The 21,783-nt window shown below is 47.1% G+C and carries 20 protein-coding genes; 6 read left to right on the top strand and 14 right to left on the bottom strand.

Annotation, left to right across the window (positions count from 1 at the left end):
* Positions 1-27: 27 nt before the first annotated feature.
* Entirely contained in the window at positions 28-1,191 is a 1,164-nt protein-coding gene (locus SPI9445_RS0122665) for a histidinol-phosphate transaminase (RefSeq protein WP_017307086.1), read from the top strand.
* On the opposite strand, the gene SPI9445_RS0122660 is transcribed toward SPI9445_RS0122665, so the two are convergent.
* Positions 1,154-1,630, bottom strand: a complete 477-nt coding sequence (locus tag SPI9445_RS0122660; RefSeq protein ID WP_017307085.1) for a hypothetical protein — start codon at positions 1,628-1,630, stop codon at positions 1,154-1,156. The two genes, SPI9445_RS0122665 and SPI9445_RS0122660, sit on opposite strands and share 38 nt — an antisense overlap.
* Positions 1,631-2,037: 407 nt before the next feature.
* The gene (locus SPI9445_RS26690; RefSeq protein ID WP_017307084.1) at positions 2,038-2,808 is read right to left on the bottom strand and encodes a GNAT family N-acetyltransferase; all 771 of its coding nucleotides are present in this window, start codon (positions 2,806-2,808) and stop codon (positions 2,038-2,040) included.
* A 301-nt stretch (positions 2,809-3,109) separates the two neighbouring features.
* Between SPI9445_RS26690 and SPI9445_RS0122650 the strand changes: the two genes are divergently transcribed.
* Positions 3,110-6,685: a response regulator gene (locus SPI9445_RS0122650; protein ID WP_017307083.1), complete on the top strand. Its 3,576-nt coding sequence runs from the start codon at positions 3,110-3,112 to the stop codon at positions 6,683-6,685.
* A gap of 97 nt (positions 6,686-6,782) precedes the next feature.
* Here SPI9445_RS0122650 and SPI9445_RS0122645 read toward each other — a convergent pair whose 3' ends face one another.
* The 5 genes from SPI9445_RS0122645 to SPI9445_RS0122625 all read right to left on the bottom strand — a co-directional run bounded on the left by SPI9445_RS0122645 (position 6,783) and on the right by SPI9445_RS0122625 (position 12,186).
* Positions 6,783-7,712 carry a DNA adenine methylase gene (locus SPI9445_RS0122645; protein WP_017307082.1) on the bottom strand — a complete coding sequence of 310 codons (930 nt, stop codon included), beginning with the start codon at positions 7,710-7,712 and terminating at the stop codon, positions 6,783-6,785.
* A gap of 18 nt (positions 7,713-7,730) precedes the next feature.
* Positions 7,731-9,662, bottom strand: coding sequence for a sensor histidine kinase (locus tag SPI9445_RS27935; RefSeq protein ID WP_237748000.1), 1,932 nt, complete (start codon positions 9,660-9,662; stop codon positions 7,731-7,733).
* Positions 9,663-9,957: 295 nt separating this feature from the next.
* Positions 9,958-11,145 (bottom strand): glutathione S-transferase family protein, encoded by a 1,188-nt coding sequence (locus SPI9445_RS0122635; RefSeq protein WP_017307080.1) that lies wholly within the window; start codon positions 11,143-11,145, stop codon positions 9,958-9,960.
* Between the two features lie 157 nt (positions 11,146-11,302).
* Positions 11,303-11,761, bottom strand: coding sequence for a hypothetical protein (locus tag SPI9445_RS0122630; RefSeq protein WP_017307079.1), 459 nt, complete (start codon positions 11,759-11,761; stop codon positions 11,303-11,305).
* Positions 11,762-11,859: 98 nt separating this feature from the next.
* On the bottom strand, positions 11,860-12,186 hold the full coding sequence (locus SPI9445_RS0122625) for a DUF760 domain-containing protein (protein WP_017307078.1): 327 nt from the start codon (positions 12,184-12,186) through the stop codon (positions 11,860-11,862).
* Between the two features lie 134 nt (positions 12,187-12,320).
* On the opposite strand from SPI9445_RS0122625, the gene SPI9445_RS0122620 reads away from it, so the two are divergent.
* Both SPI9445_RS0122620 and SPI9445_RS0122615 read left to right on the top strand, forming a co-directional pair.
* Positions 12,321-12,893: a Uma2 family endonuclease gene (locus tag SPI9445_RS0122620; protein ID WP_017307077.1), complete on the top strand. Its 573-nt coding sequence runs from the start codon at positions 12,321-12,323 to the stop codon at positions 12,891-12,893.
* A gap of 206 nt (positions 12,894-13,099) precedes the next feature.
* Positions 13,100-13,828 carry a choice-of-anchor W domain-containing protein gene (locus SPI9445_RS0122615; RefSeq protein ID WP_100227186.1) on the top strand — a complete coding sequence of 243 codons (729 nt, stop codon included), beginning with the start codon at positions 13,100-13,102 and terminating at the stop codon, positions 13,826-13,828.
* Between the two features lie 131 nt (positions 13,829-13,959).
* Here the strand turns inward: SPI9445_RS0122615 and SPI9445_RS0122610 are convergent, their stop codons facing one another.
* The 3 genes from SPI9445_RS0122610 to SPI9445_RS0122600 all read right to left on the bottom strand — a co-directional run bounded on the left by SPI9445_RS0122610 (position 13,960) and on the right by SPI9445_RS0122600 (position 17,049).
* The gene (locus SPI9445_RS0122610) at positions 13,960-14,439 is read right to left on the bottom strand and encodes a hypothetical protein (RefSeq protein ID WP_017307075.1); all 480 of its coding nucleotides are present in this window, start codon (positions 14,437-14,439) and stop codon (positions 13,960-13,962) included.
* 40 nt (positions 14,440-14,479) lie between these two features.
* Positions 14,480-15,061 carry a membrane protein insertion efficiency factor YidD gene (gene yidD / locus SPI9445_RS26680; protein ID WP_026080024.1) on the bottom strand — a complete coding sequence of 194 codons (582 nt, stop codon included), beginning with the start codon at positions 15,059-15,061 and terminating at the stop codon, positions 14,480-14,482.
* Positions 15,062-15,558: 497 nt separating this feature from the next.
* Positions 15,559-17,049 carry a site-2 protease family protein gene (locus tag SPI9445_RS0122600; RefSeq protein WP_017307073.1) on the bottom strand — a complete coding sequence of 497 codons (1,491 nt, stop codon included), beginning with the start codon at positions 17,047-17,049 and terminating at the stop codon, positions 15,559-15,561.
* A gap of 514 nt (positions 17,050-17,563) precedes the next feature.
* Here SPI9445_RS0122600 and SPI9445_RS0122595 point away from each other — a divergent pair.
* Positions 17,564-17,938 carry a hypothetical protein gene (locus SPI9445_RS0122595; protein WP_017307072.1) on the top strand — a complete coding sequence of 125 codons (375 nt, stop codon included), beginning with the start codon at positions 17,564-17,566 and terminating at the stop codon, positions 17,936-17,938.
* A gap of 233 nt (positions 17,939-18,171) precedes the next feature.
* On the opposite strand, the gene rimK is transcribed toward SPI9445_RS0122595, so the two are convergent.
* The 4 genes from rimK to SPI9445_RS26665 form a co-directional block, all read right to left on the bottom strand.
* On the bottom strand, positions 18,172-19,077 hold the full coding sequence (gene rimK, locus SPI9445_RS0122590) for a 30S ribosomal protein S6--L-glutamate ligase (protein ID WP_017307071.1): 906 nt from the start codon (positions 19,075-19,077) through the stop codon (positions 18,172-18,174).
* Positions 19,074-19,574, bottom strand: coding sequence for an ATP-dependent zinc protease family protein (locus SPI9445_RS26675; RefSeq protein ID WP_052646651.1), 501 nt, complete (start codon positions 19,572-19,574; stop codon positions 19,074-19,076). Before SPI9445_RS26675 ends, rimK begins: the two co-directional genes overlap by 4 nt.
* Positions 19,575-19,883: 309 nt before the next feature.
* Entirely contained in the window at positions 19,884-20,693 is an 810-nt protein-coding gene (locus tag SPI9445_RS0122575; RefSeq protein WP_017307068.1) for a TlyA family RNA methyltransferase, read from the bottom strand.
* Entirely contained in the window at positions 20,605-21,474 is an 870-nt protein-coding gene (locus SPI9445_RS26665) for a polysaccharide deacetylase family protein (RefSeq protein WP_164674580.1), read from the bottom strand. Before SPI9445_RS26665 ends, SPI9445_RS0122575 begins: the two co-directional genes overlap by 89 nt.
* Before the next feature lie 88 nt (positions 21,475-21,562).
* On the opposite strand from SPI9445_RS26665, the gene SPI9445_RS0122565 reads away from it, so the two are divergent.
* Positions 21,563-21,775, top strand: a complete 213-nt coding sequence (locus SPI9445_RS0122565) for a hypothetical protein (RefSeq protein WP_017307066.1) — start codon at positions 21,563-21,565, stop codon at positions 21,773-21,775.
* The last annotated feature ends 8 nt before the right edge of the window (positions 21,776-21,783 follow it).

The following is a 21,783-nucleotide window of genomic DNA, read 5'->3' as shown; positions in this document are numbered from 1 at the left end:
ACTAGATCCATTGCCCGACCGTGAATTATGTTTAATTTTATTCGCTCCGATTTAGCTCAGTTAAAAGCCTATACTCCCCACCCCGGAGGGGAGATTGCTGTTCCAGTGGATCAGTTAGACACGAATGAAAATCCCTACGATCTCCCCCCTTGGATTAAGGGGAAACTAGCGCGTCTCTATCAGATGGAAATGTCCTGTAATCGCTACCCCGATGGCAGTCATAGCGCTTTGAAAGAGGCGATCGCAAACTATGTGAATCATTCCGCCCATCTCCCCTCCTCCCCCATTGACGCTCATCACATTTCTGTGGGCAATGGTTCAGATGAACTTATTCGCTCCCTCCTCATTGCCACCTGTTTAGGTCAAGAAGGCCAGATTTTAGTCGCCCATCCCACCTTTTCCATGTACGGCATTTTGGCGCAAACCTTGAGGATTGGCGTGGTTTCCGTGGGACGCTCCCCAGATACCTTTGAAATCGACCTCAACGCCGCCCAACAGGCCTTAGAACAAACCCAAAATCCCCCCATTCGAGTGGTGTTTCTGGTGCATCCCAACTCCCCCACCGCCAACGCCCTCACCGAGGCCGAATTAGCTTGGTTACGGGAGATTCCCGAACAGGTATTAGTCGTCATTGACGAGGCCTATTTTGAATTTAGTCGGACTTCAGTCGTCGGGGAACTGGCAGAACATCCTAATTGGGTCATCCTGCGCACCTTTTCTAAGGCCTTCCGTTTAGCCGCCTTACGGGTGGGATATGCGATCGCCCATCCCCACCTGATCACCACCCTCGAAAAAATCCGCCTCCCCTACAACCTCCCCACATTTTCCCAAGCCGCCGCTCAACTCGCCCTCGCCCACCAAGACAGCCTACTTGAAGTCATCCCCCAACTCTTACAAGAACGAACCCAACTCTGGCATAACCTAGAGCAAATCCCCCGTCTCAAGCTCTGGCCAACAGATGCCAACTTTATCTATGCTCGTTTAAAAGATATCCCCGAAAGCGAGGAAGTCCTAGCCCACCTCGTCACCACCCTAAAAACCCAAGGCACCCTGATCCGGCACACCGGAGGCGGATTGCGGATTACCGTTGGCAGTCCCCCAGAAAATCAGCGCACCTGCCAGAGAATGAGCATTTTACTGGCCAATGGCCTCCTTACAAACGGGCATCAGCCCGACGAGCTCTTATCATAGTTTGGGGGAGAACCCCCACCAAACGAGCAAACGCTTCATCAGGGACACAAGCCACTGTCTCCTCATCAAACCAGTTTTCAAACTGGTTCAAGATAATTTGCGCCCGTTGGAGAGGCACAGGATTCACCGTGATTTGATGCACTAACTTAGTCCACTGACGACGAATCAAATACGCTCGGTGGCGTTCGTCACCATTTTTAGGGGGGACTGAAGACCAATTGCCCACAGGGAAAACCCCTGTTACATCTAAATCAAACACACTGCCAACCACAGAGCCAGGTCCAGCAAATTCAGCATGGTAGCGCTTATATATAATTAGCCCATTTTTCCGACGGCTATTGACGATCAAAAGCTCCTTGTTCTGGAGTTGAGCCAGTAACTGAGTGTGATCACTTCCGTCTTTATTCAAATTCGGCACGTCTTTATCCAGATTCGGCACGTCTTGATTCAGATATCGTTATTTAACCAAATGGGTTGAGAAGTCCCTTAACCCAAAACTAACAAGTCTTGAAGACCAGAACGTAGGGTTAAGAAAAGGTTCAATTCAATCGGGGATAGGGGATTGGGCTAAACCCTAACCCCTAAATCTCACTCCGTGACATCCTCCCGACACCGACCCTAGGGGTTTCGTTGGGAGTCCATTGACTTTGCCCTCCTTGAGCTTCTTCACCGTGTGTCCCACGGCTGTTAACCTTGGCTGATTTACCCTCTAGGCAGAAGCTACATCCCGATTGATTTCTCCATGAGCCTAGTCAACATTTTAGCCCAATCTGTGAGAAGCCTAACGTTGAGATCAACGATTAAGAACTGGAAATGCCACCCCCACACCCACTTCAGTATTGATAATTATGACCTACTCCCCATTCCCCATTTCCCACACCCTGAACAAAGGGACTTCTGGAGCAATAACCGTCTAGGCTGTTGAAACACCCCAAAGAAACAATCCGATTCTACTCGTTTGAGGCGATAACCTAAAGACCAATAGAGTTGTTTCGCTTGGTCATTATTTTCTAAAACATGGAGGTAAATCTCCTTAAAGCCCCATTCTAGAGCAATAGGTTCACAACTTAAAAGTAATTGGCGAGCAATCCCCCGCCGTCGAAAATTCGGACTGACCGCTAAATTGGAAATATAAGGATACTGGTGACTATGCCCCCCACTAGGGAGGGAGCGGAGGGCAATTTCCACCGTTCCGGTGATTTCCTCCTGTTGTCCGGTAGAGGTAGGAATAGATGCAATTCCTTCCCTTTCCGTTCCTTGGGAAGGCTTCGCCAATGCTAACGCGCAGCGTCTCGGAACGAGAATCGCCGTAAAACAGTGATAGTGAGGGGAAGCCCCCCGGAAACGACTGCGGAGGTCCTCATAAATGCCAAAACTCAAAAACGGATACAACCACCCCGTCAGCCAGCCCTCAGAAGAATGAAAGCTAGTCGTCAAAATATCCGCCAAGGATTTTAAGTCCCGGAATTGAGCCGAGCGAACAGTCAACTCCCAAGGAAAATCTGAGTCTTGAGTTGGCAATTGATCCGGATACCGTTCTTGAACAATGGGTTGATTTTTAAACCCGAAAAAAGAGTAGTCCACGGCCACCCCACTTAAAGCGGGAATAGGGAACAAGGGATAGGCAAAACCAAAACCCCTAAACCCTATTCCCTTTTTCTCTTAGCCGTACTCTAGCAGAATCAGAGCAAACTGGCTATGTCCAATCCGAGGAGAGAGCGATAAGATTATAAACAAGTCCGTTGTCAGCCAACGACTGGAGAATCGCAAAAGTCGTAACTGATGTTGGGGGGTGCAGAAGCGACTATGATCAAGGCGATATCAATGCGCCCAGCCAGAGGAGTAAATGACTTATACTTTCCCGATGGCTATGGACGCACTAGGTGCGTCCCGTCAGCAACGGTAGGAGATGCGGTGGATGAAGTCCCAAGCAAAGAAGAAGCCTAAAATTCTGGTGGTGGATGATGAGCCGGATAATCTCGATTTGCTCTATCGGACTTTCCATCGGGAGTATAAGGTTTTACGGGCAACCAGTGGACCAACAGCCCTAGAAATATTGGAACAAGAGTCCAATATTTCGGTGATTATTTCTGATCAACGAATGCCCATTATGACGGGGACAGAATTCCTCAGTCTAACGGCTATGCAGTATCCGGATATTATCCGGATTCTCTTAACAGGTTATACCGATGTCGAGGACTTAGTAGAAGCGATCAATAGTGGGAAGGTCTTTAAGTATGTCACCAAACCTTGGGAAGCCACAACCCTCAAGGAAATTGTCAAACAGGCTTTAGATACCCACAACGTCCTCAAAATCCGCACCGAAGAATTATCCCGCTCTCTCAAGCGGGAAACTTTACTCAATAGTGTCACCAATACTATTCGCAATGCTCAGTTTGACCGTTTGGGGGATTCTCCCTTACGGGAAGTGTTACAAACTGTAGTCAATACCGTGGGGGATGTCCTGAATGTTGATATTTGTTTATTGCGTTCTTTTGCCGATCATGAGTTAGTTGATGAGTGTTTTATTTATCAAAAGGCTTTGGGGAACTCTTGCGTTCGTGAAGCTGTGCGACCAACAGAAACGGCCGCTTCGGAGGAGAAAGAGGCAGCGTCTTTGACGATTACAGAACCTCCCCCTTGGTTAAAACTAACGGTTTGGGAAACCCAGCAGGTGGAAGTAATTAACGACATCCAATCTCACCCCCACTTTCAAGGTGAGAGTTCCCAATATCAGGATCGTCTGGATGCTTTTGCCCGAGCAAAAATTACCTCAACGTTAATGGTGCCGCTCATCTGTCAACGGGATTTAATGGCTGTGTTAGCGCTCCACCGTTGCGGGAAAAATCAAGGCTGGGAGGAAGATGAGAGCCAACTGGCGGGAATGGTAGCGGATCAAGCCGCCCTAGCTATTTCTCAAGCCAGAGCCTATGAGAAGGTGCAGGCTTTAGCCAAACGGGAAACCCTGGTCAATACAATTACCTCCGCCATCCGTTCCACCTTGGATCCCCAAGAGATTTTTATGGCGATTACGGAACAGTTGGGGACATCTTTGGAGGTGGATGGTTGTGCCTTGTCTCTGTGGACTGAGGATGATGAGTTTGTCCAATGTGTGGGACTCTATGACCGCCACTCCGAACGAGTCGATGCGAGCGTAGATCCCGCCCTCACCCCCCATCGTGTGGGCAGTGTTTCCCTGCCTCAGTCCCTTGTTCCCATTGCCGGAAATCCCGTCCTGTTAGAACTCCTGCACACTAAACAGCCCGTTGTGGTGGAGGATATGGTAGCGGCTACCCCAGACTCCATGAAGGGGGTAGATTTGCCTATTCGCGCTCCGGCTCGGGCTTTGCTGATTGTTCCCTTGTTGGTGGATGGGCGGATTATTGGCAGTATTTCCCTCCGCCAAACGGAACGCCCCCGTCATTGGTCGGGGGATGATATTGAATTATCTCAGGCGGTGGCTTCTCAAGCGGCGATCGCAGTACAACAATCCCGCCTCTACCAAAAAACCCGCCAACAAGCAGAACGCCTGCTCGAACTCGATCGACAAAAAACCGAATTTTTCCAAAACATCTCCCACGAATTCCGCACCCCCCTCACCCTAATGATTGGCCCCCTAGAGTCCGCCATCAACAAACAGCAAGGCTTACCCTATGATCAAGCCCAAATCGCCCTCCGCAACTCTCGCCGTCTCTTGCGCTTGGTCAACCAACTCCTCGACCTGCAACGCCTAGACGCAGGACGAATGCAGCCCAAATTCCGCCCCTGTGATTTACAGGAATTTGTCGAGCAAATTGTGGACACCTTCCGCCCCTACTGCCAAAAAAAGGGCATTCAGTTAAACATCAAACTCGAGTCCTGTCGTGCCATCTACTTGGATAGTGAAAAATTCGACAAGGTACTCTATAACCTACTCTCCAATGCCATGAAATTCACCGATCCTGGGGGCAAAATTACCGTTTCCCTCAAACTAGCCGGGGATCATGTCACCTTACAAGTCACAGATACCGGGATTGGTATTGCCGCCTCTCAAATTCCCTACCTGTTCGACCGTTTCCGCCAAGCTGAAGGCTCCGTCAACCGTTCCTATGAAGGAACTGGTTTGGGATTAGCCCTAGTCAAAGAAATTGTCGAACTTCACGGCGGTCAAGTGATGGTTAATTCCGTCAAACGGGGGGAAGAAAGCGAGGGTCAAATCTCCGGCACCACCTTCAGCATCTGGTTACAGAATGGCTCCGCCCATTTACCCCCAGAGCAAGTCTTAGAAGTTCCCACAGAAATTCAAGCCGCCCGGTCTGCGGTAGAATTAGCCGATTTAGAAGCCGAACTGCTCGAAGCTGATGAAGCCCGAGCTATTGATACCATTCCCACAGAAGGTTTAGTCAGCACCCCTGAAACCCTTCCGAGCCTAGACCCCAACCAGCACCGGGTTTTAGTCGTCGATGACAACCCCGACTTACGCACCTATGTTTCCCATATTCTCTCCTCCGCCGGATATCAAGTCACCACCGCCCGCAACGGAGCCGAAGGCTTTCAACTTCTAAAACAACAGCGCCCGGAATTAGTCATCAGTGACCTAATGATGCCCAAAGTGTCTGGTTTGGATCTCATCCGGATGGTACGGAATGAAGAAGAACTGCGCGGCACCCCCATTATTCTCCTGACCGCAAAAGCTGATGAAGCTAGCCGCTTAGAAGGTACCGAACAAGGGGCCGACTCCTACCTCTCCAAACCCTTCAATGACCGGGAACTGTTGGCCAGTGTGCGAAATTTGCTCTCCCTCAAAGAAAATGAAGCCCGAGTGAAACAAATTAATGATTACCTCACAGAATCAGTCTTAAAACGCTTTTTACCCCCCGAAATGGTCAAACGGGCAGCCAAGGGGGAAATGGAGCTAGATTTGCACCCAGACCCCCGTTTAGTGACGATTTTATTTAGTGATATTGTCGGCTTTACCCAACTCTCCAACCGTCTCCAAGCGCGAGGCATTGCTCAAGTGTTAAATGAGTATCTAGAAGCGATGACTCAGGTTGTGTTTGAGCATGGTGGCACGGTGGATAAATTCATGGGCGATGCCATCATTGCCCTGTTTGGCGCGCCAGAAGACCTCCCCCCAGCCGAACAAGTGCGTCGGGCGGTGAATACAGCCCGGGGAATGTATCGACGTTTAGATGACCTCAATGCTTACTGGGAGCGACAGGGCATTGTGGGGGGGCAGCAGCCGCCCCCAGTGCAGTTTCGCTGTGGCATCCATCACGGGCCGGCTGTGGTGGGGATGTTTGGAGGAAACTTGCGTTCTGACTACACGGCCATTGGTCCGAGTGTAAATATTGCCGCCCGTCTTCAGGAAGCGACTCACCCCAATAGTATTTTAGTTTCAACGGCGGTGACTCAGCATCTCTCCCCCTCGGAGGTGGAGGAATTTGGTCTGTTGCAGTTGAAGGGGATTGATGGGAAGGTTCTCACTTTTTTGGTTAAACAAGAAGGATGTTAGGGTTCTGTTGTTGCTCGCGTCTCCTGTCATGGCCTGAGCTAAGTAAGGAGGGCGAGAAGGTGGCATCCTAAAAGACTTTTTCTGTAAGCCCTATATACTAAAAATTAGTGACTAGCAATTCAAATAATTCGCCCCGTCCATCCCCTTTAGAATTAATACTACGCCTCGCCTTGACTCGTTTAATCTTATAGTGTTCATAGAGATCATCAAAAAAAGTATTTTCCTGATTAAAGTTTTTAACATCTGAGTTACTCAAAACAAAGTAATGACCGTTACTATGAATTTGATCGCAAAACTGTTTGAGTCTAACTTGATCCTCGTCATTAAAACGTTCTGAAGAATAAGACGTAAAGGCAGACGTAGATTTAATCGGTTTATAAGGTGGATCTAAATAAAATAAAGTTGGCGGTTGAGCATATTTTAAAGTCTGTTCAAAATCTCCTTGCAAAATTTTCACTTTTTGTAAATTCTTATGAACTGAAATAAGATTATTTGTATGACAAATGTTAGGTTGTTTATATTTGCCAAAAGGTACGTTAAATTGACCCTTTTTATTCACTCGATATAACCCATTAAAACAAGTTTTATTTAAAAACAGCATTAAAGCCGTTTGAGTCAATAAGCCAAATTGTGTATCTTTTGGCTCTTGATTAAATTCTTCTCTTTTCGCTAAATAGAATTCTTGTTGAGCCTCAATTGAGTCAAGACTATAATAGTCTTGCTCAATATTTGTTAGCAATGAAATTAAATTTTGACAATCTTCTCTGATTAATTTGTAAGCACTAATCAAGTTTAAATTTATATCGTTAATAACAATATTTTTGATTTGAGAAAATTTTGATAAAACATGAAACAAGACAGCACCGCCACCAACAAAAGGCTCAACATAAGTAAGCTCTTTATGTTGAGAAATTTGGTAGCTAATCATTTGATCAATTTCATTGATTAATTGAGTTTTGCCCCCTACCCATTTTAAAAATGGTTTAGGTTTTTGCAATGAAGCCTCATCAAATGACAACATAAACATCAAAAAATACGGGTAACATTAATGTAGTTCAGGGAGCGCATAATCCCCCTTAACTTCTGCGGTTGAATCCGCCGATTGGATCGGTTTCCCTCGTCGTTTGGGCAGTTTAATGATAAACTGTGTTCCTTGTCCGGGTTCAGAAAGACAAGACAAATCGCCTTGATGTTTTTCTACCACAATTTGATAACTAATGGCTAATCCTAAACCTGTCCCCTTGCCGATGGGTTTGGTGGTGAAGAAGGGATCATATAAACTGCTGCGAATTTCTGGTTTAATCCCAATGCCATTATCCGAAATAAAAATTGTCACCCAGTCTTCATCACAACTGGTTTTAATGGCAATCATGCGTGACATTTCTTTCTGGGTGTTGGGGGATGCTTGGTTATAAAACTCGTCTAAAGCGTCAATGGCATTGGCGAGAATATTCATGAATACTTGATTGAGAGAACCGGGATAACATTCAAGTAAGGGCAGATCCCCATATTCTTTTATTACCTGAATGGCAGGGCTTTCTGGTTTTGCTTTCAGCCGATTATGTAAAATTAATAAGGTGCTATCTAGGCCTTGATGCAGATCCGCTTCTTTCACTTCCGCCTCATCCATGCGGGAGAAATTGCGTAAAGATTGGATAATTTCCCGAATGCGATTCGCCCCAATTTGCATCGATCCAAGAATTTTAGGAATATCTTTTAAGAGAAATTCTAGATCAATATCCTCAATTTTATCCTCAATTTCTGGGGTGGCTTGGGGATATTGTCTCTGATACATTTCGACTAAATCAATCAGGTTCTGGCTGTATTCTTCGAGGTGGACTAAATTCCCATAGATAAAATTAACGGGATTGTTAATCTCGTGGGCAACTCCAGCGACTAATTGCCCTAAACTGGACATTTTTTCGCTTTGTACCAGTTGTAACTGGGTGCTTTTCAGTTCTTTAATCAGGGTTTTTAGCTTCTGGTTGTTCTCTTTGAGGGCGATTTCAACTTTTTTGCGATCGCGAATTTCCACCGTTAGCTGATCATTGGTGAGCATCAACTGTTCTGTCCGTTCTTTAACTCGCTCTTCTAGCTCCTCATTTGCCTCTTTTAGGGCAAATTCTGCCTGATGGCGACGTTGATCAATCTTACCCAAGGATCGGGCATTCCACCAGATTAACGCCCCAAAAATCACCACATGGAGAATCCCTAATAAACAGATGGCGAGTTCTGCGGTATAAATTTGTTGTTGGTAGCCCAGTAAAATGACCCAACAAATCGCGGGGGGTAAAATAATCACTGTGGGAAATAGCCTTTGTGCCATTAATCCCCCGGCATTGTCTTGAGTTAAGACGGACATCATCCCTTTGCGGGGTGTAGCAAAAAGCACACTCAAACAGAGGAAAATAAAAGCAATAGCGGTATGTAAAGCCATCGCGGTGAAGGCGGAACCATACTGATAAAAGTAGGCATTGCCGTAAACATAGCCCAAAAACCCTAAAAAGGCGATGAGAAATACCACGACGGTGATACTATGAATCACCCGATAAATGGGGCGACGATAGCTTAATAATAAAATCCCAATGCCTAAGAGGAAGAAATTTAAAGCGGTATTGGGTGCCATGCGTCCCGGTGTAGCGGTTGCTACAGCATCGACGGATTCTTTAACTAATAATTGGTCAATGCCAAAGTCAAGGTTAAAGGCGTATTGAGCTAAAGTTAGTAAACCGATTAATAATACCAACCCAGCAGAACTTTGGGCGACAATGCGCCACAATTTACGCGGTCTTTTTCGTTCATATAAAATCCAAAGCGCTGATCCACTTAAAATAAATCCTAGGGCCGTGTTGGCTTTCATGGTCACCCAACCGGGTAAAATGCTTTTGAGGAGGGGAATATCGAAAAACCAGCCAAACATGACCACGCAACCAATGAGGGTGACGGCGATCGCAATAATTCGAGCGCCCTGTTTCATAGTTTTAAACATGGCAGAAGATGAAGGGATAGAAGCGTGATTCATCAACAAGTTTAATCCTTTAGTTTGTTGGTTAATGTCAGCACTCAGACCAGCACTCAGCTACAGTAGCAACTTGACGAAGATCCGCCGCACAAGAGGACACTGAGTCACACCTAACTACTTTAATGGTAGCGACTGAATTTTTAGATATTTGTTGTTTTGACTACATTTCACTAAACGTTACGTTGAAAATTCGTTCTGAAATTTAGAGGAAATCACAGAAATTCTGAGTAAAAAGACGAGAAAAGCCCAATCAACCCACTCCAGCAAAATTAGCAGGATCTTGATCGCGACGATGCTTGACGGGTAGGGGAATCCCTTGATTATCCCCCACGAGGGCGGCCGTTATTTCTAAAGCTTCTCGCAGGCGTTTAGCGGCATAAATGGACATATCCCGAGGAACACTAATGCGATCGCGCAGATATCGTAAAGCCCCATCAGAACCCGCAGGAGGAGGGCATAATTCCCCCGTCATCATAAACGTTAGCGCGCAACGCAAGGCCTCATCAAATAAGCCATTATCGGCCGGATTTACCCGAATAATATTCTCATGGTGTTTAATGACTCGGTGCAGTGCCTCCGCTTTCGAGGTTTCCGGTTCAGGATAACGCGCATCGGGGAGATCCAACCAAGGCCCATGATCCACCTTGGCCTGATAAATTAACCGTTGAGGATTGTCATTATCCCAACAAGCACCCATTTGAGGGGGTAAATCATGGACATGGGTATGAAAATCACTCTGGGTTCCTCGATACGTGGAACGGCTTTCCATGCCGTCAAACCAAGCCCCTAAACGCTCATTTTCCTCCCGCAGGGAATACCCTTTGTAATAGTAGAAACTGGCGTTCATGCGTTCAAGAAAGGGCGTAAAAACCACATCGACGACACTAAACTCCGGCAGAAAATAAGGCCCAGGATGTTCACTTAAGGCCGCTTCCACCTGTGCCACTACCCCGATAAATTGGTTACGTCGGGTTTCATCTTGACGGGCCGAACACAACCAACTACACCAAGCACGAAAGAGGGAGCGTTCTAAGCGTCGTAAAGGGATCACTTGGGGATCATTGAGTCCCCATCCCAAGGGGCCAAAAGTCTCCTCTAGGGCTAATAAAATATCATCACTTTCGGTAATTAAGCGCCCGTCTAATTCCAACGCGGGCAGCATTCCCGAGGGGACTTTTCGCTTATACCAAGCTTCTTTTTCCCCATAGCAAAACATGGTGACTTTTTCGACCCGGTAGGGGATTTGCTTTTCTTCTAACCACAGCCAAACTTTTTGACAGTAGGGACACCAAGCATGATTATCTCGATACAATGTCACCCGCACAGCCGATTCTGGCTGATTAAAGAGACGGAGACGGGATTGAGGGTTAGTGGGGCCATTTACGCGGTCAATTTGCCAGTTTGTAAGGGCGGCAAGTTCTGTCCAAGTTAGAGTCATGGGGAATGGAGAATGGGGAATGGGGAGTCGGGAGAGGGGGAGAGGGGGAGAGGGGGAGCAGGGGAGCAGGGGAGCAGGGGAGATGTCTATTCCCTATTACCTATTACCTATTCGCTATTACCTATTACCTATTACCTATTACCTGATTCAGCAAGCCCTAATTACTTTCAAAATCATCATAATAAAAAGGACGGACTCGCGCTGTAAAACCAGAGGCCTTAAACTGTTTGAGTTGGAGGGGGGTGGGTTGAGTCGCTGACATAAAGATGGGGATTGCAAAGGTACTTTCACCGGGGGGGACTTCGGGAATTGTGCCTAAACGGGTGCGGTTCTGCATGGCTGGGTTGCCGTTGGCATCATAAATTCGCCCGAACACATCCGCATCGACGATGTATTTTCCCGTTTCATTGATGGCTGTCCCTGTAATTAAATAACAGTTGGCGGCATCGGTGTTCATGCTCATCACGGCCCCTTGAGCCAGTTCCGGGGGACAGTCTTGATAGCCGATATCTTTAAGTTTTATGGAGGTTAGGGCGTAACTGGGGGGGGAAAAGACCCAACTGCTGACCCAAAGGATTAAGGAAAGGAGGGCGATCGCACAAGCTTTAAATTTCATGGCGAAAACTAGCAAAGATCAATGTTTCCATTGTGACATACGGCTTGCTCTTACTCTTACCTCCGCCCCCCACTCAGGAAAGTTAGCGCAACGGAAACCTACCGTAACGAACTGGTATCATCTAGGGTGGAATCCAACTCCATCCGTTGTTCCATCCGTCGCAGAAAATACCCCGTCATCATGGCAGAGGCCAACAGATTCGCCATGTTGTCCCGGTCTGTGATAATTTGCACGTTAAAATCTTCCGACGGTAGCATCCCGATCAGACCTTGCACATTTTGGGTGATAATCTGCTTAATTTCAGGGGTTGCAGATTGAGCCACTTGTTCTAACACTTCCGGGTGCTGCTGCTTAAGGTACTGAAGCAGTGTATTTCGTTGGACTTGCTCGGATTCGGTGTTGAATAAATTAGGGTCAAATACCATTAGATCCGTCTAAATAGGGATTTGTGTCCATTCTAGCGCAACAATTCCCAATCGATAACGGGCAAGCTGGAAAATTTTCCCGGCTCTGGGGTTTCTGGCTAGAATGGGGTCAGCCAGTAGGATGAACCAGAATCATGGCTCAAATCTCCAGACAGCCTGTTGCAAAACTGACATTAGCGGATTTTTTGGCTAGGCCCGAAACTAAGCCAGCGAGTGAGTTTGTTGAGGGAGACGTTTGGCAAAAACCGATGCCCCAAGGAAAGCATAGTGCGATTCAAAGTGAATTAGTTCCTAAAATCAACGGGGAATTAAGAGGTCGAAAAGTGGCGCGGGCGTTTTCTGAGTTGCGGTGTACGTTTGGCAATCGATCTACTGTGCCAGATGTGAGTGTGTTTGTTTGGGATCGTATTGCTTGTGATTCATCGGGGGAGATTGCCAATGTGTTTCCCTTGGTTCCAGATTGGATCATCGAAATCCTCTCCCCCGATCAGAGTCAAACGAAGGTGGTGAAAAATATTGTTTATGGTTTGAAGCATGGGGCATTGATGGGATGGTTGATTGATCCGGGCGATCGCACTGTGTTTGTCTATTATCCCAGTCGGGAACTGGAAATCCTCGATGAACCGGAGATGGCGTTGCCTGTGCCGACTTTTGCCGAGGGATTGCTGTTAACGGTGGGTGAATTGTTTGGCTGGTTAGCGAAATGACCTGATGGGCAATCCCTTCATGAACCCTTGATAAATCTAAACCAGTTTCTATAGTTTTGATGAAGTTTGGGCTGTGTCATTGACGATGCCGGAACATTTTTCTTAGGGTGGAAACAAGTTCGGTGAAAATACTGTTCACTTCAGATCAAGTTTTCTGTTCAAGTTTTCTGTCCATTGATTGTCTAGCCATCCAACTGGGGGTTTTTATGAGATTTAAACAAACGGCGATCGCACTTTCCCTTACCACCCTTGGCCTATTCTTCGGCAACGCCAGCGCAGAAGCATTTACCTTCAAAGGCCATTACAGCGAAGCAGAATTTGAAGCATTAGGGATCGAAATTCCTTGGGCCGCAGAAAGCCGCATTGGTTTAGTCGGCACCGGGGAACACGAAATCAACATTCACGACGCAACCAACAGCAGCCAGAATCGCGTTCAAGCTAACTATGATAACTGGGTCAGCGGCCAGGCCGTCGATTTTTCCCTTATTTTTGACAGCATCGCCCAAACCTTAACCTATACCGTTGGTGGGCTTGAAATTTCTAAAAGCAATATTGGAATTTCTAACTTTTCAGATTTACTCATTCGTACCACCGCCCGAGTTAATGGGAGCAGTATGGTAGTTGATAATCTATTCTTAACCGACAGCGTAATGTCTGGAGCTATTGCAGCCAACTCCAGCGCCGCTTGTAGTGGAGGAGTTGGGTGTAGTTATTGGGATTCTGAATACTTACACATTGGTAATATTGTAGGCAGTTTCACCTTAACAGGTCAATCTACCATGACTTGGTTAAGCGGTCAAAAACCCACTCGTTCTCAACTGGCTTATCAAATCAAATTAGTAGAAGGGGAAGGAGATGTTACAGTTCCTGAACCTGCCGCTATTTCTTTATTCTCATTGGGTCTTTTGGGCTTGTTAGCAAAACGTAAACAATAAAAGATTTATTGTTCTCCCTCTTGTTTAGCTTTGCGACAGTACAGAATCAGTAGTGTTTAGACTGTCTCCCTCTAATTGAAATCATTAGGGGGATTTTTTTTCGGTTATGGAGGTGAGTTAAAATGATTTTTCTACTGCATATCTTTTGCGAGTGCCCACCCCAGAACTGCCCAAAACAAGGATAGTCCAAAAAACCATAATTGAATCGCCCATAATATCAATTTGCCCAACCAATTAGTCGCTTCTCCAATGACTCCATAAACATAAAAACCCCAAACCCCAGAAGAGCCAACTTTAGATTCTAGAAAAGCATCGGCAATTTGTTCTGGGTTGTTGTATTGTAGTGAGAGTGCATCCACGAATTCGTAATACCCTACAATTGAGTTAAATAGATATAAAAAGATCGACATTGCTAATACCATAATAACTGTATTTGTTTCGCCAAAACATCGGCATTGATAACCACAAGCAAAGCCGATTACTACAAATATCACAGTATTAATCCAAGCGATTATATCTTTGGCGAGTTCAAATTCTCTCAGCACCATTTTCAGTAAAATTGCGATACCTAAGCCCAAACCAAAGACAAATAAACTTTGTAAGAATTTCATGATAAACCACCTTATATTTACCCGTATCTCCAAGGATTAACTAACCACAATCACAATCTGGCTCACAATTCATGTCTCCACAATCACAATCCCCAAAATCAGCCTCTCCACAGTTGAGATCGTTGCAATCTGGGGTACATTCATCAAGGAAGTTATTAATACATCCTTCTGGTGAGCAGCCACAATCCCCTGATACATTCTTCTTCTCGCGGCGGCGTTTTTCTTCCAAAGTTTCTGAGCGCAAAATGATTTTCGCTGTTTTACATCTGCCAAAGCGCTCACGGGATAGGGAAAGTGCCGATTGTAAATCTTGTTCAATCAGCATCTTTTTGACATATTGTGAACAAGAGTCACTACCATATAAAACCCGATGAGCGCAGGAAAAACCCTTATGGGGAGACAAGTATTTTTGATAGCTTGTAATTAAGGCTACTCCAGTTTTTTTGGTCATCTGTTCTAAAGTGTGAGAGGTTGCTTTAGCTAAGGGATGACCATATTGAGCTAGGTGATCTATCATGACACCAACGGAATTGACGAGAGAGGAGACGAAACCTTTAGACGTAACCAGAAACCCTCGGAAGATAGCAATACGCCATCTCCGGGAATAAGATAAAGTTTTCATGATTGACTATTAATCTGGATTGTGTTTTAGAACTATTCAGGAATTACCATCATGTTGGACTATTTTTTTAGATATTGTCCTGATTGGCGATGTTCACCATTGTTTAATGTCTCGATTACCCTAGAATTGGCGTTATTTTTGCCTATATTCACTCTCTTTTCTAGGTGTCTGTTGTGGTTTGGTGCAATCTGTGACAGGCTGTAATAGTTCTTTACAAAAAATCGTGGGGGCTGTAGCTATAGCTCTGTTTTTTCTCATGGGAAGTTGTTGGGTTGCGCTGTCGCTTCACCCAACCTACGGGTACTATAGCTCTGTTTTTTCTCATGGGAAGCTGTTGGGTTGCGCTGTCGCTTCACCCAACCTACGGGTACTATAGCTCTGTTTTTTCTCATGGGAAGCTGTTGGGTTGCGCTTTCGCTTCACCCAACCTACGGATACCCAACTACGGGTACTATTTCTTTTTGTACTTTATTTGACGGGAGATACGGGGGTTTTGCTTAGAGATTTAACCATTGAGCGAGAATACCAGGAACGGGGAAGAGAATAATCACTAATAAACCCAGTGCGAGAAGTCCCAGCAAGTCCCGACTATTGTCTAATTCCGTGACATCATTGAGGGCGGGTTCATCAGCCGTCGGGAGTAGGAGCAGAATCACAGCCCAAACCATCAACTCAGGGCGTTGTAGGGCAAATAAGAACATTAAGAAACGGACAATTTGACCAATGGCGATCGCACTCCGTTGGCCGAACATGGAATGAACAATATGCCCCCCGTCTAATTGTCCCACAGGCATCAGGTTTAAGGCGGTGACAATAATCCCTAAATAGCCCGCAATGGCGAGGGGATGGAGGGCAATGGCCATGTTAGTGGTTAAATCACTGCCGAGGGTCAATTTGCCTAAAACCGATAAAAAGAGGGAAAATCGGGGGTCGAGGGCTTGGAACGAGAGCAAGCTGGAGTCTTCTAATAAGGGAGTCGTTTCCGATAGCATTAAGCCCCAAATCAGAATCGGCAAGGATAAGATGAACCCTCCCAATGGTCCAGCGATCGCTACATCAAACAATGCCTTACGATGGGGTACCGGGGAGCGCATCTGAATAAATGCCCCAAACGTCCCCAAAAAGAAGGGCATGGGGATGAAATAGGGCAAGGTAGCGCGAATTTTATAGTAAACAGCCGCCCCATAGTGGCTCAGTTCATGAACCCCTAAAATGGCTACTAAGGGCAAGCTATAGGGTAAACCCTGCACGAATAAACGGGGATCCGTTTGTAACTGATCGACCGTAAATCCGGCTAATTCTACCCCGATTAAGGTTGTGGTAAAGAGGGTAATGAATAACAGAGCTAGGGCTAAAACGGGGCGTTTTAAGGGTTCGGTTTGGGTGGCGGTTTTTTGTTGTGACCAAGGATTGGGAACTAGAGCAAAAAACGGCTTATTGGGGGTTCCCTCTTGGAAAATCAATAAAAAGCGATCGCCAAATTTCTGTTCTACATTCGCCCGCACCGTATGATAAGCCACCTCGGGGTTAGATTTTAGCCGTCCCCGACAGAGAATAGCTTGAGGTCGATAGTCCACATTTTGCAGATAATACACCCCCCAAGGGAAACAATTCCGTAGGCGCTTTTCCTCCTCCGGTGTGAGGGGTTTCGCCATTAACTTATTATCAGACGTGGCCGCCATCCCCTTGGTTTTAGGCGTTAAGCCATCTTCCCCCTCCTCCGTAGCACTTAAAGGTAGTCGTCCCTTTTGAATTAACCACCAATACAAGAGCGGACAGAGAATAAACGGTAAAATCAATAAAGCCCAGGGCAAAGGCTGATCTTCCCCAAACAGGAATAGCCACACACTAAGCAACAACGGGGGGAGCATCAACACCAACCATAAAAGCCAGATTGGTGTTGTGGTCAGATGAGATACAGTTCGCTTGACGATCAAGTAACTCAACAGACCGAGACAAATCAGGAGTATAAATTCTACAATGGTCATAGGTTGACTTCAAATTGAAGTACCCCAACGCAAGGCGATGGGGATTCTTGTTTCTTTCTGGTTGCCTCTTAACTAGGCTGCAAGGCAAGCTGGCAGCCCCCGTCAGACCGACTCAACAAGCATTTTAAGACTTGGTTTCTCCTCCAAGTCAGGCTTCTCCCGAACCCATTTGTGTTGTGCGTCGCCCACATTGCTGGTAACATACACACTTTAATTATACCATATATATTTTGGCAACCAGTTAACTTGATTCTCCTCCTTGGATTGAGTCGCAATTCATCCCCACCTTAGAGGGATGGGGTCTATTGCCATCATCACTCATCGGGTTTGACCCTTCGGGAGTCTTTGGTCAAGGTTTATCTTCTTCCATTCTAGAAAATCCCGGTTGTATCCTCACACTCTCTTGAGGAGAGAAGCAGAAAAATTTTTATTCGATCCTTTTTTTGTGTAAATGTTTGATAACATTACTTAATATAACGATACAAACTTAATTAAATACGAGGTAAGAGCAAGCATGGCTGGACTTTTTGGACTGTTTGGGGGCAAGAAGAACCAAGACTCCGAAGCGGGAAATGCTGAACAATCCGGTGCATTCTTTTTAGATGCAGATAGTGCCAAAACCCTTGGCGACACTGAATTTATGCGTCGTCGCAACACCATTAAGCGCACCTTCCCCGGAGTACGGGGTCAAAAAGGGTTTGCCGTGGTGAAAGAAGTGTCTTCCAGTGAAGAGGTGGATCTGTCTTCTGGCACGCCCAAAGTCGTTACCAGTGCCAACACTAGCACTCCGACGGCTTCTGAGCCTAGCCCTTCTGTCACCCCCACCCGTCGCGCTTCCGACAACTCTATGGATATGTTCCGTCAGATGGCGAAAGATATCAAAAAGTAGGGTTTGTTTAGTTAGGGAACAGGAAACAGGGAATCGGGAATCGGGAGTCGGGAATCGGGAGTCGGGAGTCGGTGTAGGGGCGCAATGCTTGCGCCCTAGGGAATCGGGGGGAGGGGGAGAGAGGGAGACAAGGAATTAAGACTTATTACTTATTACCTATTACCTCCCCCTTCCCGTTCCCTGCCCCCCTGCTCTCCTGCCCCCCTGCCCCCTGTTGGGTCTAACAGACTCAATTAATACTGGATGCGATCGCGATTTTTACTAGGGATAGCATTCTTAGAAATAAAATTAATAATTTTCCCCGCCACATCAATCCCCGTCGCCTTCTCAATCCCTTCTAGACCCGGAGATGAATTCACCTCCATCACCACCGGGCCATGATTCGACCGCAACAAATCCACCCCGGCCACCCTTAGACCCATTGCCTTGGCCGAACGAATCGCTGTACTCCGTTCTTCCGGTGTGAGTTTCACCGCTTGGGCGTGACCCCCTCGGTGTAAATTGGAGCGAAATTCCCCCGGAGCCCCTTGGCGTTTCATGGCCGCAATCACTTTACCCCCCACCACCAAACAGCGAATATCGGCCCCCTTAGCCTCTTTAATAAACTCTTGCACCAAAATATTCACCTCTAGACCCCGAAAAGCTTCAATCACCGATTTGGCCGCCTGATAGGTTTCCGCCAACACTACACCAATTCCTTGAGTCCCTTCGAGCAGTTTAATCACCAAAGGCGCACCCCCTACGGTTTCAATCAAGCCATCAATATCTTCCGTGGCGTGGGCAAAACCCGTTACAGGTAGCCCGATGCCTTCTCGCGCCAAGATTTGGAGGCAGCGCAGTTTATCGCGCGATCGCGAAATAGCTTGAGACTCATTAGCACTAAACACCCCCATCACCTCAAACTGTCGCACTACCGCCGTTCCGTAAAATGTCCGGGAAGCCCCAATGCGAGGAATAATCGCATCAAAATTTTCCAAAGGTTTCCCGTTATAAAACACCGTTGGCTTGTGGGACGTGATATTCATATAACAGCGTAGATAATTCACCACCCGCATCTCGTGTCCCTGTTCTTCTCCAGCGAGTTTGAGGCGTTTAGTAGAGTATAGAGAAGGGTCTTGGGATAATATGGCAATCTTCATAAAATCTGGTTGTCTTGTAAGCGTTGATCAAACAGCGTCTTGGATGAGCGTTTCGGTTTAGGATTTTGGAGATAAGAGCGTCCCGCATCCACCAGAAAGCGGTAACGCACCGCTTCCCGCCCTAACAACATTCGGAATCCCATTTCATCACGACTGGTCAGGGTCAGTTCAATCGGCCATTGTTGTCCCCCCAATTGAATGAGTGTTTGAATGACCGGACGCAGTTGGACATGACCCCCAGAATTCCGCACTTCTCGCCGCTCTAAAATCGGGGCCGTTGCCGTTATCGTGTGGTGAGTATTGCGCTGGATCGGATGAACTTTAAAGCGGATCAGGGTTTGTTGATCCTGCTCAAAATATTCTAAATCAAAGGCGTGTAGTGCAGATGATCTTGCTCCGGTGTCAATTTTGGCTTTAATGTTGCTCATGCCTAAATCGGGCAAGGTAATATATTCTCGCCAGCCAATAATGGGTAAGGATGTAGATTTGGGAGACATTTTGGGGAATAGGGAACAGGGAATAGGGAATAGGGAGTTGGGAGTCGGGAATGGGGAGTCGGGAGTTGGGAGTCGGGAGTTGGGAGTCGGGAGTCGGGAGTAATGTCATTGCGTTCGCGAAGCATGACCTAGGAAGGTACGAAGCAATAAGCGTCAGGAGTCGGGAATCGGGAGTCCGGGAACTCTCCCCCCCTGTTCCCTGTTCCCTAAAATAAAAGAGTTTTGGCTATTCATTATTCTCCTGCTCCCCCTTCCCCCCTCTCCCCCTGTTCCCCGTTCCCCGTTCCCCGTTCCCTGTTCCCTAGTCAATTAACGGAATTCTGCCACCGTGGAAGCCGTCAGGTCTTGAACTTGCTCTAACTCCCAAACGCTTTCAGTGTTCCCCATTTTCAACCAGAGTAAATATTCTACATTGCCCGCCGGACCCGTCAAGGGAGAACCTGTTAAGCCGTGGGGAGTCCAGCCCAAGGTTTTCGCGCTCTCGATCACCTGTAAAATCGCTTGGGCGTGGTCTTTGGGATCTCGGACGACTCCCTTTTTCCCCACCTTTTCCCGCCCCACCTCAAACTGAGGTTTAACTAATAACACCACCTCCCGAGGCGGCCGTAATAACTGCCAGAGGGAGGGCAAGACCTTACAGAGGGAAATAAACGAGACATCAGCCACGCCCAAATCGGCCGGGGTGGCTTCTCCGTAGAGGTCTTCTGGGGTTAAATAACGGAGATTGGTGCGTTCTTTGAGGATCACTCGGGGATCTTGCCGTACCGTCCAAGCGACTTGTCCATAGCCTACATCTACCCCATAGACTTGTTTAGCCCCTGCTTGGAGTAAACAATCGGTAAATCCTCCCGTTGAAATACCACCATCCAGACAAATGCGGTTTTGTACTTCAAGGGCAAAAACTTGTAAGGCCTTGGCGAGTTTTTCGCCCCCCCGTGAAACATAGGGGAGTTTTTCTTTTAAGTGCAGGGTGACAGTAGGAGGGAATTCGGTTCCCGGTTTGTCTACGATTTGATCGTTGACTTTGACTTCACCCGCCCGGATGAGGCGCTGGGCTTGTTGGCGGGAGGAACAGAGTTGACGTTCTACTAACAGAAGGTCTAGACGTTGTTTGCTCACGGAGTTGGAGAAGTTGGGGAACAGTAACAAAATAATAACCCTGTTGGCGGAGGGTTTCTAGGATTAAGGGGAGGGCTTGGACGGTTAGGGGGAGATTCTGGGTCGGGGACAGTAGTCTAGACCCTCGCCCATCATGGAATAGGACAATGGCTCCCGGTTTCACGTTAGATACGACTTGCTCGACCATTTGGGCAACCGAAAAGTTTTTAACCCGCCAGTCTTCAGAATCCACTGACCACAAGATAATTGTATCGTTTTGGCTGCGGGCATGGGAGACTAGACCATTTTGGAGATGACCAAAGGGGGGGCGAAACCAAGGGGTTTTACGACCCATTGTTTGATAAATAACCTGTCGGGTTGATTCTACTTCTTGAGTGGCTCGAAAGGGGGGTAGGAAGCCCTTGGGATGATACCAGGTATGATTGCCAAGGGTATGGCCGGCTTGGGCGGCTTTTTCCACCAACGCGGGGAAACGCTGGACGTTTTGCCCGACCCAGAAAAAGGTGGCGGGGACGTGATAGGTTTCCAGAATGTCGAGAATGGGTGCGGTTAACTGGGGGGTGGGGCCGTCGTCAAAGGTGAGTGCGATCGCCTTTTCGGAGTCCGGGAGTTCAACCTGTCGGATAATTTCCCTCTGATACCTTGGGGGAATGAGATACTCTTCCCCCCCCACCAGAGGACGAATGGGAGAATAGGCCAACGCGGTAAGGGACGAAAACCAAAGCGCCCCCAATAGTCCGCCCAAAACTAACAGCCCCATCCCCCAAATACGCAGGCTCAATGCTGTTCTGATACATTTTTTCACAGTTCCCCTCTCTGAATTTTCTGGCTATATTGTTCCGTACAACTCAAGAATTGATCTGAAAAACATGAAGCACAAGCCATCCACCCATTTTGCAATCTGCCTCAATAATCAGGGATACGAAGCCTCCCTAGAGGTGGGAAAGTTGTACCTTATCATCGACGATGAGCAAGCCCAAGCTAATGGACTCATCCGTATTGTTGACGAAAGTGGGGAAGACTATGCTTTTTCGACACAACGCTTTTACCCGGTGGAGTTACGTGAATGCTCCGACTCATGACGCTTCAC

This window comes from Spirulina subsalsa PCC 9445 (assembly GCF_000314005.1).
GTDB lineage: Bacteria > Cyanobacteriota > Cyanobacteriia > Cyanobacteriales > Spirulinaceae > Spirulina_A > Spirulina_A subsalsa.
The sequence above is the reverse complement of the archived record's forward strand: the minus strand, read 5'-3'. Positions and strand labels throughout refer to the sequence as shown.